The organism is Devosia sp. (assembly GCF_014860165.1).
Taxonomy (GTDB): domain Bacteria; phylum Pseudomonadota; class Alphaproteobacteria; order Rhizobiales; family Devosiaceae; genus Devosia.
In genome coordinates, this window is sequence record NZ_JACZKG010000062.1 from 1 (window position 1) to 15541 (window position 15541).

A 15541-nucleotide genomic window follows, 5' to 3' on the forward strand; every position below is an offset into this window, starting at 1 on the left:
CCTTGCAGTCGACGCAGTCGCCTACCGGCTTGGCGTCGGGGGCAGCCTTTTTCACCGGCTTGCCGCGTGGCTCGCCACGCCAGTCATTGTAGGTGACGGGCAGCGAGTATTCGTCCAGCATGGCGGCCTGGATGCGCGGCCACGGGCACATATAGGTGCAGACCTGCTCGCGCATCAGGCCGCCGAAGGTGTAGGTGGTCGCGGTCAAGAGCGCGATGGTGAGATAGGCCACAAGAGGCGCCTGCAGCGACACCAGGTCCGCCAGAAGCGTCGGCGCGTCGGCGAAATAGAAAATCCAGGCGCCGCCGGTTGCGGCACCGATCAGCAGCCAGCTCGCGTGCTTGAGCACGCGCTTGGCCACTTTTTCCAGTGACCAGGGCGCTTGATCGAGCTTGATGCGGGCGTTGCGATCGCCCTCGATCACCCGCTCGATACCCATGAAGAGGTCGACCCACACCGTTTGCGGGCACGTATATCCACACCAGGCGCGCCCCACCGTCGAGGTGATGAGAAACAGCCCAACCCCGGCCATGACCAAGAGGCCAGCCACGTAGTAGAATTCGTGGGGCCAGATCTCGATGAAGAAGAAGTAGAAGCGGCGGTTGGCGAGGTCGAGCAGCACGCCCTGATCCGGCGCGTATGGGCCACGATCCCAGCGGATCCACGGTACTGCGTAATAGATTGCCAGTGTGATCGCCATGACGATCCACTTGAATTTGCGGAAGCTGCCTTGAACGCGCTTGGGGAATATCTTGCGGCGCGGGGCGTAGAGCTGCTGCTGCCGCCGATTGGCGGAATTGACAGGCTCCACATCGTGGGAATCGGGCACCTGGGTATTGTCGATGATAATCATGCTGCTGGCCTCATGGTCGCACTATGGGACCTCACGGCGTCGCCGCCTTTGATCTAGCTCAATAAGAAGAAAGGGGGCGCCACGACGCCCCCTTCAACCACGTCCGCTTTTGCATGCCGGCCGCAGGTGACTACAGCCCGCCGCCCAGGCCGTGTACGTACACGGCGAGTTCCTTGATGGTGGCATCGTCGAGCTTTTCCGACCAGGCCGGCATCATGCCGTGACGCGGCCGTTCGATCTGCGCGGTGATCGATTCAAGCGAGCCTTCATAGAGCCATATCTTGTCGGTCAGATCGGGCCCGCCGATCTCGGGCATCCCGACACCAGCCTCGCCGTGGCATGCTGCACAATTGTCGGCGAAAAGCTGCGCGCCTTCGGGGCCGCCGCCGGTTGCGTCGAGCCCGGAGAGCCCGGCGACATAGGCCGCAACCTGCTTGATCGATGGTGCATCGAGCAGTTGGTCGGCACCGAAATTCGGCATGATGTTGTAGCGTGTGTCCGGGTCGGTCGGCGAGCGAACGCCGTGGGCGATGGTGGTGTAGATCTCATCGATGCTACCGCCCCATATCCAGGCGTCGTCATTGAGGTTGGGGTAGCCCGGCCCGCCAGCTGCGCCCGTGCCGTGGCACTGGGAGCAGTTGACCTTGTAGGCCGAGGCGCCAGCCGCCGTGGCAAAGCGGGCCAGTTCGGGATCGGCCAGAATCTCCGCCACCGGAGCCTGGACGATGCGCGAGACTACACCGCTATTGGCTTCCTGGACGGCAGCCATGGTGTTCGCGAGGTCTGTGCGGCTGGAATATCCCAGCACGCCCGACGTCGCCGAGGAGACCAATGGCCAGGCCGGGAACAGCACCGTGTAGCCGATGGCCCACACGATGCAGCCGTAGAACGTCCACAGCCACCAGCGTGGAAGCGGGTTGTTCAGTTCCTTGATGCCATCCCATTCGTGGCCCGTCGTCTCCACGCCGCTGGCCTGGTCGACGTCCTTGCCGCTCGGTCCGGTCTTGTCGTTTCCGCTCATAGTGGGCCCTTCCCTTCATGCTTGAGAGGAATGAGGGCCGCTTCGCGGGCCCGCTCACGGGCACCTGGCCGCAACATGTAGATGCCCACGATCGCGAAGATCGCGAACAGGTAGACCAACCCCCAGGAGTCGGCGAAATGCCTCAAGCTGTCGTAATGCATTGCTTCCCCCTACCTGGCGTTCGCGGCAGCGTCGTAAGTGTTGAAATCCACCAGGGTGCCGAGCACCTGGAGGTAGGCGACGAGCGCATCCATCTCGGTGATGCGCATGGCGTCGCCGTCGAAGCCCCCGACCACGGCCTTGGGATAGCGTTCGAGCACGCCACCGGAATCGGCGTCCGGAGTGGCCTGGGCGATCAGGTCCGCGGCAGCGGATTGGATCATCTCAGGCGTATAGGGCACGCCCACATTGGCGTTGGCCTGCAGCATCCCCCCGATCGTGTCGAAATCGAGCGTAGCCCTGGCCAGGAAGGAATAGCTGGGCATGATCGACTCGGGCACGACGGAGCGCGGGTCGGTCAGGTGCTGCACCTGCCACTCGTTCGAGTAGCGGCCGCCCACGCGGGCCAGGTCCGGGCCGGTGCGCTTGGAGCCCCACTGGAACGGATGGTCGTACATTGACTCCGCCGCCAGCGAGTAATGGCCGTAGCGTTCGACTTCGTCGCGGAACGGACGGATCATCTGGCTGTGGCACACATAGCAGCCTTCACGCACATAGATGTCGCGGCCTGCCAGCTCCAGCGGGGAGTATGGCCGCATGCCCTCCACCTTCTCGATGGTGTTCTGGAAGTAGAAGAGCGGTGCGATTTCGACGATGCCGCCGATGCTGACGACGATGAGCGAACCCACCAGGAGCAGCGAGGCGTTTCGTTCTATGACGCCGTGCTTGTCAAGAATGGACAAGGTGGTGACTCCTTACTGCGCGGGTTGAAGCTTGAGGGAGACGGGCATCGCCTTTTCGAGGCGAACCTTGCCGGCGATGGTCATGGCGATGTTGAAGGCCATGATGAGCGCGCCAGCCAGGTAGAGCAGGCCACCAGCCACACGCATGATGTAGTAGGGATGCATGGCGGCCACGGTTTCGGCGAAGGAATAGACCAGGAAGCCCTGGCTATCGTATTCGCGCCACATCAGCCCCTGCATGATCCCGGCCACCCACATGACGGCGGCGTAGATGACGATGCCAAGTGTCGCCAGCCAGAAGTGCCAGTTGACCATGCGCAGCGAATAGAGGCGCTCACGTCCCCACAGGCGCGGGACCATGAAATAGACCGCACCGAAGCTGATCATGCCGACCCAGCCGAGCGCGCCCGAATGCACGTGCCCGATGGTCCAGTCGGTGTAGTGGCTGAGGCCGTTCACCGACTTGATGGACATGACGGGGCCCTCGAAGGTGGACATGCCGTAGAAGGCCACCGCGATCACCATCATGCGAATGATGGGGTCGGTGCGCATCTTGTCCCAGGCGCCGCGGAGGGTGAGCAAGCCGTTGATCATGCCGCCCCAGCTGGGCATCCACAGCACGACCGAGAAGACCATGCCCAGGGTCTGCGCCCAGTCGGGCAGAGCCGTGTAGTGCAGATGGTGCGGGCCGGCCCAGATGTAGAGGAAGATCAGCGCCCAGAAGTGGATGATCGACAGCCGGTAGGAATAGACCGGCCGCTCGGCCTGCTTGGGCAGGTAATAATACATCATGCCCAGGAAGCCGGCCGTCAGGAAGAAACCGACGGCGTTGTGGCCGTACCACCATTGCGTCAGCGCATCCTGCACACCGGAGAACAGCGAATAGCTGCGCGACCCGAAGGGCGAGACCGGCATTGCCAGATTGTTGACGACGTGGAGCATCGCCACGGTGACGATGAAGGCAAGGTAGAACCAGTTGGCCACATAGATGTGGGGCTCCTTGCGCTTGAGCAGCGTGCCCAGGAACACCACCAGATAGGCCACCCACACGACGGTGAGCCAGATATCGACATACCATTCGGGCTCCGCATATTCGCGGCTCTGGGTGATGCCCAGCAGGTAGCCGGTGGCGGCCAGAAGAATGAAGAGCTGATAGCCCCAGAAGACGAACCAGGCCAGATCGCCGCCGAACAACCGGGCCCGCGAGGTGCGCTGCACTACGTAGAAACTGGTGGTCATCAGGGCAGTGCCGCCAAAGGCAAAGACGACGGCGCTGGTGTGAAGCGGCCGCAGGCGGCCGAAATTGAGCCAAGGCTCGAAATTGACCTGGGGATAGGCAAGCTGGGTGGCAACCAGAACGCCGACCGTAAAGCCGATTATGCCCCAGAACACCGTCAGGATCGTGCCGATCCGCACCGGGCCGTCCATATATTCGGTGTCCAGCTCCACATGTGCCGGCTGTGGCAGCCGCATGGCGACGATCGTCGCCAGCCCCAGGACGAGGCTCAGTATTCCCATGTGGATCCGGAAGGGGTCATCAACAGCCAACCCCGACAGCATGGCGGCTGCGAGCGTGCCTGCCCCCAACCCAATCATCCAACCCCTGTATCTCACGTCGCCCCCTTATACCGTTCTGCCGAACCATGGGCGGGTCGGCATCTCGCATTAGCGTCTGCCGGGGGTGCGCACTTTGACTTTTGTCAATGTGATGAAATCGCGGGTGAATAAATTCGGAGGCCAAACCCGACGCTGGAGATCGAAAATGCCGGAAACCATGAACGGGTCGGCGCTCCGCGAGATCGTCCTTGGCCATGATGAGCAGATCGGCCTGTGCAAGACGCTTGAGCGCATAGCCGATGCCCTGCCCAACAGCGTCGATCCGGCCCTTTGCAGGGCTGCTGCCGGCACCATCCATCGCGTGATGACCCGCGTGGTGCAGGTGGAGCATGAGGCCCTCGCCCTCGACCTTGCTGAGCGGGGCCCCAGACGCGTGCTGGACCTGACGGCAACGATCGAGCGCCTGTTGCGCGAAAACGCCGAGGATCTCAGCTACGCCGAAGAGCTGCAGGAAACGCTGCGGGAGCTCAGCAACGGCCACCATACGCTGTCGGCCGATGCGCTTGGCTACATGCTGCGCGGATTTTTCGAATCACGCCGCCGCCGGATCGCGCTGGAGCGCGAAATCCTCACTGCGATGGCCGATCCAGTCCAATGATCCCATCTCCGATCGTCTGGGGCCTCCTGCTGGGGCTGGGCTCGAGCCTGCATTGTGCGGGCATGTGCGGGCCGCTGGGCTGTTCCCTGCTGCTGTTCGGGGGCACCGGGCAATCGCGCCTGGACCTGGCATCGCGCCTGGCCGCGATGCAGTTCGGCCGGATCACCTCCTACGCCCTGCTGGGGCTCGCCTTTGGCGTCTTTGGCGCCGGGCTGCAGACGCGACTCGATACCGTCAACATCCATCTGGCGCTGCAATGGGCGGCCGGGGCCGCCGTTATCTGGCTGGGGTTGGCAACGGCCGGCCTTGTTCCCTCGCTGGCCCTGGCTGATCCAATCCTGGCGCCGATGGCGCAGCGACTGGCACGCGTCCGGAGCACATTGTCCGGCGGCGGGATCGAAGTTGCCCTCGTGGCCGGCCTGGTCTGGGGCATCACGCCCTGCGCGATGGTCTACGCGGCGCTCTTCAACTCGCTGCTGACCGGGAACGCCGCCGACGGCATGCTCCTCATGCTGGCCTTTGGCCTGGGCACCGTGCCGGCGGTGGTCCTGTCGACGCTGGCGCTGGTCGGGGCTCGCTCGATGAAGCGCCGCCCGGGGCGCAGAACCGCTGGCGGGTTGATGATCGCGGGAGGCATTCTGGCCCTGCTGCTGACCGTTCCGGGCAGTCCGCTCTGCATTTCAGGTTGATTCGGCGTCTGCACCGCCGCGTCCCCCCCTATTTGCCCGCCGACAAAGACGACGCTGCCCACCTGCGCCATGCTGCATGCAGGGAGTTGCAGATGGACGATCGATCCGGACTGGAAGACCTGAGCGTCAAGGAAATCATGGACCGCTGGCCCCGGACTGCCTCGGCCTTCATCGCGCGCCGCATGCATTGCGTGGGCTGTCCCATCGGACCGTTCCACACCCTTGCCGACGCCGCGATGGAGCATCAGCTGGACGCCGCGGAACTGCTGGAGGTCGTCCAGCGGGAGGCTAGAGCAGGCCAGGCACCAGGCCGTCGCCGATAAGCAGCAGCCGATGGGGATTCTTGAGCAGCAACTTCTGCCGTCCCCCCTGGACGAGACCCGCTGCCTCCCACGCCGTCAATATGCGTGACACAGTGTGCAGCGTGGTTCCGGAGAGTTCGGCAATGTCCTGTTTGCTGACCGGGAAATCAATCCGTACGCCCGCCGCTTCCTTGCGCCCGGACTGATTGCCCAGCCGCAACACCGTGTGCGCGACACGCCGCTCCACTTCCTCTGTCGCCATCTCTCGCAGCCGGGAATGTGCCTCCTGCAGCCGGTCACCCATCGTCTGCATGGCGCCGACGGCCATTGAAGGATAGGCAGCCATGAAACCGGACCATCGCGCCGTTGGCCACGCCAGGAGCGCACTATCGACCAGGGCGGTAGCCGTACCGGGATAATCGTTTCGCTGCAGGGCCTTGGCGATGCCGAAAAGATCACCTGGCACCACGATGCGCACAATGACCTGCTGGCCTTCGGCCGTAACCTGGGTCACTCTCAGCCGGCCAGAGACCAGGACGAAAAAAGACTTCGCCTCCCCGCCCTGCTCGAACACCGCCTCGCCCGCCTTGACGTGGCGATGCGCCGCTGTCGCGATAACGTTATCGAATTGGGAGTCCGACAGTGCGGAGAATATCTCGAAGGACCGTGTGGAGGTCCGATCGAATCCGGTGTTCATTGCGCTCCCGCCGCTGTCGCCAAGTCCATTGCGCCCAGATAGTATCGAAGTCGTGCTCAATTCACCATCACCGATGCCACCCTCGTCACCCACACGATATCCCCCGCACTGGGTGGCCCTTGCTGTCGCGGCCTGCGCACTGGCCGCGGGCTTCGTGCTCAGGCTCCTACTGAACGACCTGCTCGGGCCCTCCGCTGCCGGGCTCCTGTTCATGCCCGCCATCCTCGCTGCGGTGGTTCTGGGCGGCGCCATTCCGGGGCTGATCGTCACCGTGGCGTCCCTGCCCCTGGCCTACCTCTTCGCTCATCAGAGCACGAGCCTGGTGGCGGCGGTCGTCAATCTGGTCCTGCTGTTGCTGGTCGGCGTGATGTTCTCATGGTTGGGGGACGCATGGCGGCGCGAACGAGAGCGGTCCATCACCAGCGGACGCACCGTCATCCAGCAGCAGGCGCATCTGCAATCGATTCTCGACACGGTGCCGGACGCGACGATCGTTATCGACGTGAAGGGGCGCATCGAATCCTTCAACGTGGCGGCGGTGCGCCAGTTCGGCTACCAGCCCAACGAAGTTGCCGGCAAGAATATCAGCATGCTCATGCCTTCGCCCTACAAGGAGCAGCATGACGGCTATCTGCACCGCTATCTCAGCACGGGCGAAAAGCGAATCATCGGCATTGATCGTGTCGTTGTCGGCTTGAGGAAGGATGGCTCCACCTTCCCGATGAAGCTTGCGGTCGGCGAAACCAGATCGGGGGACCGCCGCTATTTTACCGGCTTCATCCGCGATCTCACCGAACGGGAGGAGCACGCCGCCCAGTTGCAGATCGCGCAGACCGAGCTGGCCCGCCTCGCGCGGCTGAACGAGCTGGGCGAGATGGCGAGCACATTGGCGCATGAGTTGAACCAGCCGCTGTCGGCGATCGCCAACTATGTGCAGGGCTGCAAGCGGCTTATCGCCAAACTGGAGGATCACAACGCCGCCATGCTGCGCGATGCCCTCGACCGCACGGCCCAGCAGGCCCTGCGCGCCGGCGACATCATCCGGCACCTGCGGGAATTCGTCACCCGTGGGGACACTGAGAAGCGGCCGCATGACGTCAAGCAACTGGTCGAGGAGGCTGGCGCGCTGGCATTGGTGGGCTCGCGCGAACGCGGCGTGAAGTCCACCTTCATCTATCAGGACGATGTCGGGCCCGTGCTCGCTGATCGCGTGCAGATCCAGCAGGTGCTGATCAATCTGCTGCGGAACGCCGTAGAAGCCATGCGCGACAGCCCGGTCAAGGCGCTGGAGGTTCGTGTCGCCAGGGCCGATGACGACATGGTCGCCATCTCGGTTTCCGACACCGGCCCGGGCATCGCGGAAGAGATTGCGCCGAGGCTGTTCCAGCCCTTTACTACCAGCAAGCATGGTGGCATGGGCGTCGGGCTTTCGATATCCAAGCGCATCATCGAGGCGCATGGCGGCGAAATCTCGGTACGGCGCAGCGGCTCGGGCGGCACCGAATTCGTTTTCACACTACCCCTGGTGATGGAGAGTCTCGATGAGCAGCCCTGATATCGTGGTGCACATTGTCGACGACGAAGAAGTCGTCAGGAACTCGCTCGCCTTTCTCCTGGGAACCAGCGGCTTCGCCGTGCGGGTCCACGAATCGGCATCGGCCTTTGCCGAGATCGCTCCCAGCATTCGCAACGGCTGCCTGATCACCGACTTGAGAATGCCTGACATGGACGGCGTCGAGTTGCTGCGCCGGCTGCGCCAGATGGATGCGATGCTGCCCGCCATCGTCATTTCCGGGCATGGCGACGTGCAGATGGCCGTCGAGGCCATGAAGAACGGCGCCTTCGACTTCATCGAGAAGCCATTCAGCGACGATGTTCTTATCGCCGCAATCGAGCATGCCGTGCAGGAGGCGGCATTGCGAACCCGCGACAGTGCCGCCACGCAGGCGGTCCTGACCCGTCTGGCATCGCTGAGCGAGCGCGAGACTCAGGTGCTCAAGGGTGTCGTCGAGGGGCTACCCAACAAGGTCATCGCCTATGAACTCGGCCTGAGCTCGAGAACCGTCGAGGTCTATCGCGCGGGCCTGATGGGCAAGATGAATGCGGGGAGCCTGTCCGAACTGGTGCGCATGGTGCTCAGCGTGGACTGGAAACCGGCGTCATAGTTCTGCGCCTTCGCCGGATCGACAGGACCCAGCGTCGGACGACCGCTAAGTAGAGTCCCTAAGAGGCACGCCGGAATTTCGCGATCCAAGGTCGGGTGGCAAGTTGATGCTCACATTCAACGGGGCCACAACATGCTGATCCAGACCAAGTTTCGCGCTTATTCGACGGACCACGGAGTGGACGCCAACGGCATCCTGGCCTTCTCGCAGCCGAGCCCCGTGTCGCTGTACAATGCCGGGACCACGATCTACGGCCAGGGCGATCCGAGTGGCCAGCTCTATCTGGTTGAGTTTGGTACCGTCCGGCTGTGCCGCGTCTCTTCCGACGGTCGTCGCCAGATCAGCGCCTTCTACTTCGCCGGCGAGATCTTCGGCCTCGAAGCCGACGAACAGCGCCACTTCTATGCCGAAAGCGTCGACAGCACCGGCATTCGCGTGCTCCGGCCCAGCGATGGGGACCGGTTCAACGAATCCATGCTTCGGATAGCCCTGCAGGGCCTGACGCGGGCCCAGGAGCACCTGATGGTGCTGGGGCGCCAGAACGGCACCGAAAAGGTCGCCGCCTTCCTGCTGGACCTGGCGGCGCGGCAGGCGTCGGACCGGTTCGTCGACCTGTCGATGCAGCGCTGCGACATTGCCGATTACCTCGGTCTGTCCTTCGAAACGGTCAGCCGGATCCTCACCAAACTGCGCTGCTCGGGGACGATCCGTATCCCGCATGTCAAGCAGATCGAGCTGGTGGACTTCGAAGAGCTCGAATATCTGCGGGGCTGAGGTCTGCAATCTCGCCCGGGCAACCGCCCAAGCCTGCCGCAAGATTTCTTGCACATGGCCGCCTGCTTGACCTGGCGCAACGACCACGGCGCCCGTTGCGATGATCACCGAGCGCATATGCAGGAGCCGTGATCATGACCCAGGTGGAACTACAGAAGCGCGAACCGGTGCCCAGGGGCCTGGCACGGACCGGGCCGGTCATCCTCTCATATGGGTTCCGACCGTTCTTCCTCGCGGCGACGGTCTGGGGCGCCATGTCGATGGTGCTATGGATCCTGGAGGTCTCCCTCGGCCTCGGGCTGGGCGGGGCATCGGGCAGCGCCTGGCATGCCCATGAGATGCTCTTCGGCTATACCAGCGCCGCCCTGGCGGGGTTCCTGCTCACGGCAATCCCAAACTGGACGGGGCGTCTGCCGGTATCCGGACAACCGCTGCTGGCGCTGTTCGCGCTCTGGGCGGCCGGGCGACTGGCGCTGCTCTGGCCCTCGGCCCTGGGCGAAACGGCATCGCTGGTCGTCGACAGTTCATTCCTGCCGGTCCTGTTCCTGATCTGCGCACGCGAAATCGTCGCGGGGAAGAAATGGAAGGACCTCAAGGTGCTGGCGGCCCTGTTCGCGCTGGCCTCGGGCAATGCGTTCTTCCACTATGGCAATGCAGTCTGGGGCGACATTGCGCTGCCGTCGCGGGTGGCCATTGCCGCCTATATGATGCTCATCATGATCATCGGCGGCCGCATCCTCCCCAGCTTTACCCGCAACTGGCTGAGAAAGCGCGGGATCACCACGTTGCCGAGCCCATATGGTCGTTTCGATATCGTGGCGCTGGTAACCGCGCTCGGCGCACTGGCGCTGTGGATTGCCGACCCCCAGGGGTGGGCGACGGGCGTGGCCTGCGTCGCGGCGGCCGTGTTGCATGCCATCAGGCTGGCGCGCTGGCGCGGCTGGATGACGGTGGCGGAGGGCCTGGTGCTGGTGCTTCACCTTGCCTACGGGTTCGTCGTCCTGAGCTTCCTGTCGTTTGGGGCGGCGGCGTTCGGCTGGCTCGAACCGATTGCCGCATTGCATGTCGCCACCGTCGGCTGCCTTGGCGCCATGACGCTGGCTGTCATGACGAGGGCCACGCGTGGCCATACCGGGCTGGAGCTGCGGGCCTCGGGCCTGACCCTTGCGAGCTATGCGGCGATGATCGCGGCGGGAGCGCTCCGTCCGATCACCGCCCTCCTCCCGGATTTTCACTCCGAGATCGTCTCCCTGGCCGGCGCAGCGTGGATTGCGGCCATGCTGCTCTTCGTGGCCGAATATGGCCCGGTCCTGCTGACCAGGCGCAAGGAGCTCCCCTCGCCCCGCGGTTCGTTCTGACAGGTTCAGGCTTCGCCGCCGTCCCAGGCGAGGGCCTCGCGCGGACCCGGCAGCGCGAGCAGATCGATGGCGCGACTGGCGAGATGATCGACGATGTCGGCGACGGTCTGCGGCCGATGGTAGAAGGCGGGTACCGGTGGCATCACGATGGCCCCCATTTCGGTCACCGCCACCATGTTGCGCAGGTGCCCTAGATGCAGCGGCGCTTCCCTGGCCACCAGCACGAGCCGCCGACGTTCCTTGAGATGCACATCCGCGGCCCGGACGATGAGGTTATCGGCGAGGCCCGCGGCTATGGCGGCCAGGGTCCGCATGGAACACGGCGCCACGATCATGCCGGCGGTCGGATAGGAGCCGCTGGCCAGGGTGGCGCCGATATCATCATGTTCATGGAGGGTAGCGCCCGTCAGCAACAGACGTTCGAGGGCCGCCGGGCCCACCTCGTGAGCGATGGTGCGCCGCGCCGAGGGCGAAACGATCAGCTGTGGCGCCGTGTCCGGCCTGGCCAGCAGGCGTTCGAACACGCGGATACCGATGGCGGCCCCGGAGGCGCCGGTGATGGCGACGACGACCTTGCTCATCCTTCCAGCCCCAGACTGGGCCACAGCGCGTCGACCCGCGCGACCACGTCGGGACTCATGGACAGGGGCAGTCCCCATTCCCGGTCGGTCTCGGCGCCGATCTTGGTGGTGGCGTCGAGCCCGAGCTTGCCGCCAAGGCCCGGGCGCGCCGAGGCGAAATCGAGGTAGTCGATGGGCGTGTCGGCCACCACGACGAGGTCGCGCGGTGCATCGAAGCGGGTGCTGAGCGCCCAAAGCACGTCGCTCCAGCTGCGTACGCCGATATCGGGATCGACGGCGATGATCAGCTTGGTCATGCTGAATTGCGGCAACATGGACCACAGCCCCATCATCACCCGCCGCGCCTGACCGGGATAGCGCTTGTCGATGGAGACGACCATCGCCCGATAGGAGCAGGCCTCAGGCGGGAGCCAGAGGTCGACGATCTCGGGGAACTGCTGGCGCGCCAGGGGGATAAACAGCTCGTTCAGTGCCTCCCCCAGGCGGGAGGGCTCATCGGGTGGGCGCCCGGTATAGGTGGACAGCAGAATCGCGTCGTGGCGGCGGGTCATCGCGTCCAGAGTCACCACGGGAAACGGCTCGACGCCGTTGTAATAGCCGGTGTGGTCGCCAAAGGGTCCCTCCGGCGCGGTCTCGGTCGCCGAGACCCGGCCTTCCAGCACGATTTCGGCCGAAGCCGGGATGGGCAGCGGCACGGTGATGCCCTGCGCCAGCTCGGTCGGCCGGCGCCGCAGCACGCCGGCAAAGGCCAGCTCGTTCATGCCGTCGGGCAAGGGCATAACGGCTGCCAGGATGGTGGCGGGGTCGGCCCCCAGGGCGATGGCGATCGGCATGTCCTGCCCGCGCGCCTGCCAGAGCCGATGGTGGCGGGCGCCGCCGCGACTGGGGAGCCAGCGCACGATGGTTCGCCGAGGTCCGAGCACCTGCATACGATAGATGCCGACATTGATGTCATCGGGGTCATCAGGCGCGCGCGTGATGACCAGCGGCCAGGTGATCAGCGGTCCCGGCTCGTCGGGCCAGCACCATTGGATGGGCAGCGCGCCCAGATCCACCGCCTCGCCGCGGTCGATATGCTGCTGACACGCGGCGCGGCGCGCATTTCGAGGGCGCATGTCGAGCGCGGCGCGGAGCATGTTGCGCTGCGCCCAAGCCGACTTGAGGTCGCGTGGCGGCTTGGGCGAGCGCATGGCCGCCAGCGCCTCGCCGAGATCAGGCAACGCAGCTGGCGCAAGTCCCAGGCCGGTCGCCACGCGTTCCACCGTGCCGAACAGGTTGACCAGCATCGGCATGGCGGCGCGACGGCCATCGGGCAGCACAGGATGCTCCAGCAACAGGGCCGGGCCTTCAGCTGCAAGGACCCGCCGATGCAGTTCGGTTACCTCATGCTGGACCGATATGGGTTCGGCGACGCGCCGCAATTGCCCGCGCTTCTCGAGCAGGTCGAGAAAGGCATGCAGGTCGGGTGATGTCGGGTGCGCGAGCGGAGGCAAGCCGGGGATAGACATGCGCTCGTAATAACCGCCGAACCTGGTTTCCTCTTTGACCTGGAGCAAAGCGCGGGGCGGTCCACTGCGATAGTTGGTGGCTGGCTCAGACGAGGAAACATCCATGATACTCCCCCGCCGGCTCACAATGGTTCTCGATCGCGTGCCGCTGACGGTGGTGCAGCGCGTCGCGGACCTGGTCTTTCAGCAGGCCATCAAGCAGCATCCCCAATTGTTCGACCGGCTGGGGACGCATGCCGGCAAGCGATATCGCTTCACCCCGGCCGATCTCGACCTGAGCTTCGTCATCGAGCCCCAGCGAAAGCGCATCAAGGTCTATCGCAAGAAGGCGACACCCACGGTCGATGCCGCGGCCGCCGGACCCATGGTTACCCTGCTCGCGCTGCTCGAGGGCCGGCTGGATGGTGACGCCGTCTTCTTTTCGCGCAGCCTGACCCTGACGGGTGACATGGAAGCCATGCTGGCGCTACGCAACGCCCTCGACGATTGCGGCTTCGACCTTCCCACGGACCTGGCCCCGGCCGCCGGGCCGTTCGCGCCGGTATTCCGGCAGCTGGCGCAGCGTGTGCGCGAGCATGCTCTGGCGGGGATTGCGTGATGGAGCTGATCTGCCCGGCTGGGACGCCGGCCGCCTATCGCGAAGCCGCAGACGCGGGCGCGGACGCCATCTATTGCGGCTTCCGCAACGACACCAATGCCAGGAACTTTCCCGGCCTCAACTTCTCGACGCCGGAACTCGTTGAAGCGGTCGCCTATGGCCGAGCAAGAGGCGTCGGGACCTATGTCGCCCTCAACACTTTCATGCGCGCCGGCGACGAAGACCTGTGGTACCGCGCCGCGGGGGACGCCGTGGCGGCTGGCGCCGAGGCATTGATCGTTGCCGACATGGCGCTGATGGCGCATGTGGCGGAGCGCTATCCCGAGCAAAGGCTGCATGTATCGGTGCAGGCGTCGGCCTCCAATGTGGACGCCATCAACTTCCTCGTATCGTCCTTCGGCGCCAGGCGGCTGGTGCTGCCGCGGGTGCTGACGATCCCCGAGATCGCCGCGATCGCCCGCAATGTGAACTGCGAGCTGGAAGTGTTTGCTTTTGGCGGCCTTTGCGTCATGGCCGAGGGCCGGTGCAGCCTGTCGTCCTATGTCACGGGGCAATCGCCCAACATGCATGGCGTCTGCTCCCCGGCCAGTCACGTCCGCTACCGCGAGGATGGCGAGGACATGGTGTCCGAACTGGCCGGCTTCACCATCAACCGGTTCGGGCCCGGCGAACCCGCGGGTTACCCGACCCTGTGCAAGGGCCGCTTCCACATCGCGGAGGATGACGGCTACGCCTTCGAGGACCCGGTGAGCCTGGATGTAATGAACCATATCGAAGCGCTGGCGGATGCGGGCGTGACGGCGCTCAAGATCGAGGGACGGCAGCGCGGCAAGGCCTATGTTGCCGAAGTCGTTCGGCGCCTCAAGGACGCGCTGAACTCTGCGCCTGCAGACCGTGCGCAACATGTCGAGGGCCTGCGCCTGCTCAGTGAAGGGCAGCGCACGACCACCGGCGCCTATGAGAAGAAGTGGCGATGAACGAGCAAGCCTTGCGCATAACCATGGGTCCCGTCCCCTATCTCTGGGAGGGGACCAAGTGGCGGGACTTCTATTTCGGCGTGGCCGATTCGCCGGTCGTCGATGCCGTGACGCTGGGAGAGGTGGTGTGCTCGAAGCGCGAACACTTCATCCGCCCCTTCTTGGACGAAGTAATCGAGCGGCTCGAAGCCGCCGGCAAGGAAGTGGCGCTCGCCACGCTGGCTCTCGTCACCCTCGAGCGCGAGCGGCAGCTGACACGGCAGGTCACCCAGTCCGAGCGACTGGTCGAGGCCAATGACCTCGCGGCGCTCGCCATGCTGGCCGGCCGGCCGCATCACATCGGGCCCTTCGTCAATGTCTATAACGGTCCGACCGCCGAGTTGCTGGCGCGGCAAGGCGCCCGGCGCATCTGCCTGGGGGCGGAGCTTCCGGCACAGTCGATCGCCCGTATCACCGCAGCGGCACCCGCAATCGACTATGAGCTCGTCGCATTCGGCCGGTTGCCCCTGGCGATCTCGGCACGCTGCGCCCATGCACGCGCCAAGGGCCACACCAAGGACAATTGCCAGTTTGTCTGCGGCGAGGACCCCGATGGCCTCGACGTCGATACCCTCGACGAGCAAGCGTTCCTGACCATCAATGGCGTACAGACCATGTCGCGCCATTGCCAGGCGCTGATCGGCGATCTCGATACGCTTGCCCGCATCGGCATCACCCATATCCGGCTGTCGCCGCAGGATTGCGACATGCTTGCAGTAGCCGGTGTGTTCGCCGGGGTGCGCGACGGCCGCCTCGGCGGCGCTGAGGGCACCGACATGCTCCGGGCGATCTACCCGGCTGCGGCCCTGTCCAACGGGTTCATCCACGGCGCGCCGGGAATGGACTGGGTGGCAGCATGAGG

General features: G+C 64.8%; 18 protein-coding genes. 10 read left to right on the forward strand and 8 right to left on the reverse strand.

Going from position 1 to position 15541, the window contains the following annotated elements:
• The 5 genes from ccoG to ccoN all read right to left on the reverse strand — a co-directional run.
• Positions 1-853, reverse strand: an 853-nt coding sequence (gene ccoG, locus IH615_RS14805) for a cytochrome c oxidase accessory protein CcoG (protein WP_291362843.1), incomplete at its 3' end; no start/stop codon positions are given.
• Positions 854-983: 130 nt separating this feature from the next.
• Positions 984-1874, reverse strand: a complete 891-nt coding sequence (ccoP, locus tag IH615_RS14810) for a cytochrome-c oxidase, cbb3-type subunit III (RefSeq protein ID WP_291362845.1) — start codon at positions 1872-1874, stop codon at positions 984-986.
• Entirely contained in the window at positions 1871-2035 is a 165-nt protein-coding gene (locus IH615_RS14815; protein ID WP_291362847.1) for a cbb3-type cytochrome c oxidase subunit 3, read from the reverse strand. The genes ccoP and IH615_RS14815 overlap by 4 nt, the downstream gene beginning before the upstream one ends.
• 9 nt (positions 2036-2044) lie before the next feature.
• A complete protein-coding gene (gene ccoO / locus IH615_RS14820; RefSeq protein WP_291362849.1) occupies positions 2045-2776 on the reverse strand; it encodes a cytochrome-c oxidase, cbb3-type subunit II in 732 nt (243 codons plus the stop codon).
• A 12-nt stretch (positions 2777-2788) separates the two neighbouring features.
• Positions 2789-4372, reverse strand: a complete 1584-nt coding sequence (ccoN, locus tag IH615_RS14825; protein ID WP_291363081.1) for a cytochrome-c oxidase, cbb3-type subunit I — start codon at positions 4370-4372, stop codon at positions 2789-2791.
• Between the two features lie 166 nt (positions 4373-4538).
• Between ccoN and IH615_RS14830 the strand changes: the two genes are divergently transcribed.
• From IH615_RS14830 to IH615_RS14840, 3 genes are all read left to right on the forward strand, one after another.
• Complete coding sequence (locus tag IH615_RS14830) at positions 4539-4991, forward strand: hemerythrin domain-containing protein (RefSeq protein ID WP_291362851.1); 453 nt, start codon at positions 4539-4541, stop codon at positions 4989-4991.
• Positions 4988-5680: a sulfite exporter TauE/SafE family protein gene (locus tag IH615_RS14835; protein WP_291362853.1), complete on the forward strand. Its 693-nt coding sequence runs from the start codon at positions 4988-4990 to the stop codon at positions 5678-5680. The genes IH615_RS14830 and IH615_RS14835 overlap by 4 nt, the downstream gene beginning before the upstream one ends.
• A 92-nt stretch (positions 5681-5772) precedes the next feature.
• Positions 5773-6003 (forward strand): DUF1858 domain-containing protein, encoded by a 231-nt coding sequence (locus IH615_RS14840; RefSeq protein ID WP_291362855.1) that lies wholly within the window; start codon positions 5773-5775, stop codon positions 6001-6003.
• Here IH615_RS14840 and IH615_RS14845 read toward each other — a convergent pair.
• Positions 5969-6679 carry a Crp/Fnr family transcriptional regulator gene (locus tag IH615_RS14845; protein ID WP_291363083.1) on the reverse strand — a complete coding sequence of 237 codons (711 nt, stop codon included), beginning with the start codon at positions 6677-6679 and terminating at the stop codon, positions 5969-5971. The genes IH615_RS14840 and IH615_RS14845 overlap by 35 nt on opposite strands.
• Before the next feature lie 112 nt (positions 6680-6791).
• Here IH615_RS14845 and IH615_RS14850 point away from each other — a divergent pair, with 112 nt between their 5' ends.
• From IH615_RS14850 to IH615_RS14865, 4 genes are all read left to right on the forward strand, one after another.
• Positions 6792-8234 carry a PAS domain-containing sensor histidine kinase gene (locus IH615_RS14850; RefSeq protein ID WP_291362857.1) on the forward strand — a complete coding sequence of 481 codons (1443 nt, stop codon included), beginning with the start codon at positions 6792-6794 and terminating at the stop codon, positions 8232-8234.
• On the forward strand, positions 8221-8844 hold the full coding sequence (gene fixJ, locus IH615_RS14855; protein ID WP_291362859.1) for a response regulator FixJ: 624 nt from the start codon (positions 8221-8223) through the stop codon (positions 8842-8844). The genes IH615_RS14850 and fixJ overlap by 14 nt, the downstream gene beginning before the upstream one ends.
• Positions 8845-8976: 132 nt before the next feature.
• Positions 8977-9618, forward strand: coding sequence for a helix-turn-helix domain-containing protein (locus IH615_RS14860; protein WP_291362861.1), 642 nt, complete (start codon positions 8977-8979; stop codon positions 9616-9618).
• A 134-nt stretch (positions 9619-9752) separates the two neighbouring features.
• Positions 9753-10976 (forward strand): NnrS family protein, encoded by a 1224-nt coding sequence (locus IH615_RS14865; protein ID WP_291362863.1) that lies wholly within the window; start codon positions 9753-9755, stop codon positions 10974-10976.
• Positions 10977-10981: 5 nt separating this feature from the next.
• On the opposite strand, the gene IH615_RS14870 is transcribed toward IH615_RS14865, so the two are convergent.
• Together IH615_RS14870 and IH615_RS14875 are read right to left on the reverse strand one after the other, a co-directional pair.
• Complete coding sequence (locus IH615_RS14870) at positions 10982-11557, reverse strand: UbiX family flavin prenyltransferase (RefSeq protein ID WP_291362865.1); 576 nt, start codon at positions 11555-11557, stop codon at positions 10982-10984.
• Positions 11554-13065: a UbiD family decarboxylase gene (locus IH615_RS14875; protein ID WP_291363085.1), complete on the reverse strand. Its 1512-nt coding sequence runs from the start codon at positions 13063-13065 to the stop codon at positions 11554-11556. The genes IH615_RS14870 and IH615_RS14875 overlap by 4 nt, the downstream gene beginning before the upstream one ends.
• A gap of 127 nt (positions 13066-13192) precedes the next feature.
• On the opposite strand from IH615_RS14875, the gene IH615_RS14880 reads away from it, so the two are divergent.
• The 3 genes from IH615_RS14880 to IH615_RS14890 are packed head-to-tail and all read left to right on the forward strand — an operon-like array spanning position 13193 to position 15539.
• Complete coding sequence (locus IH615_RS14880; protein WP_291363087.1) at positions 13193-13663, forward strand: SCP2 sterol-binding domain-containing protein; 471 nt, start codon at positions 13193-13195, stop codon at positions 13661-13663.
• On the forward strand, positions 13663-14640 hold the full coding sequence (locus IH615_RS14885) for a peptidase U32 family protein (protein ID WP_291362867.1): 978 nt from the start codon (positions 13663-13665) through the stop codon (positions 14638-14640). The genes IH615_RS14880 and IH615_RS14885 overlap by 1 nt, the downstream gene beginning before the upstream one ends.
• Positions 14637-15539 carry a U32 family peptidase gene (locus IH615_RS14890; RefSeq protein WP_291362869.1) on the forward strand — a complete coding sequence of 301 codons (903 nt, stop codon included), beginning with the start codon at positions 14637-14639 and terminating at the stop codon, positions 15537-15539. The genes IH615_RS14885 and IH615_RS14890 overlap by 4 nt, the downstream gene beginning before the upstream one ends.
• The last annotated feature ends 2 nt before the right edge of the window (positions 15540-15541 follow it).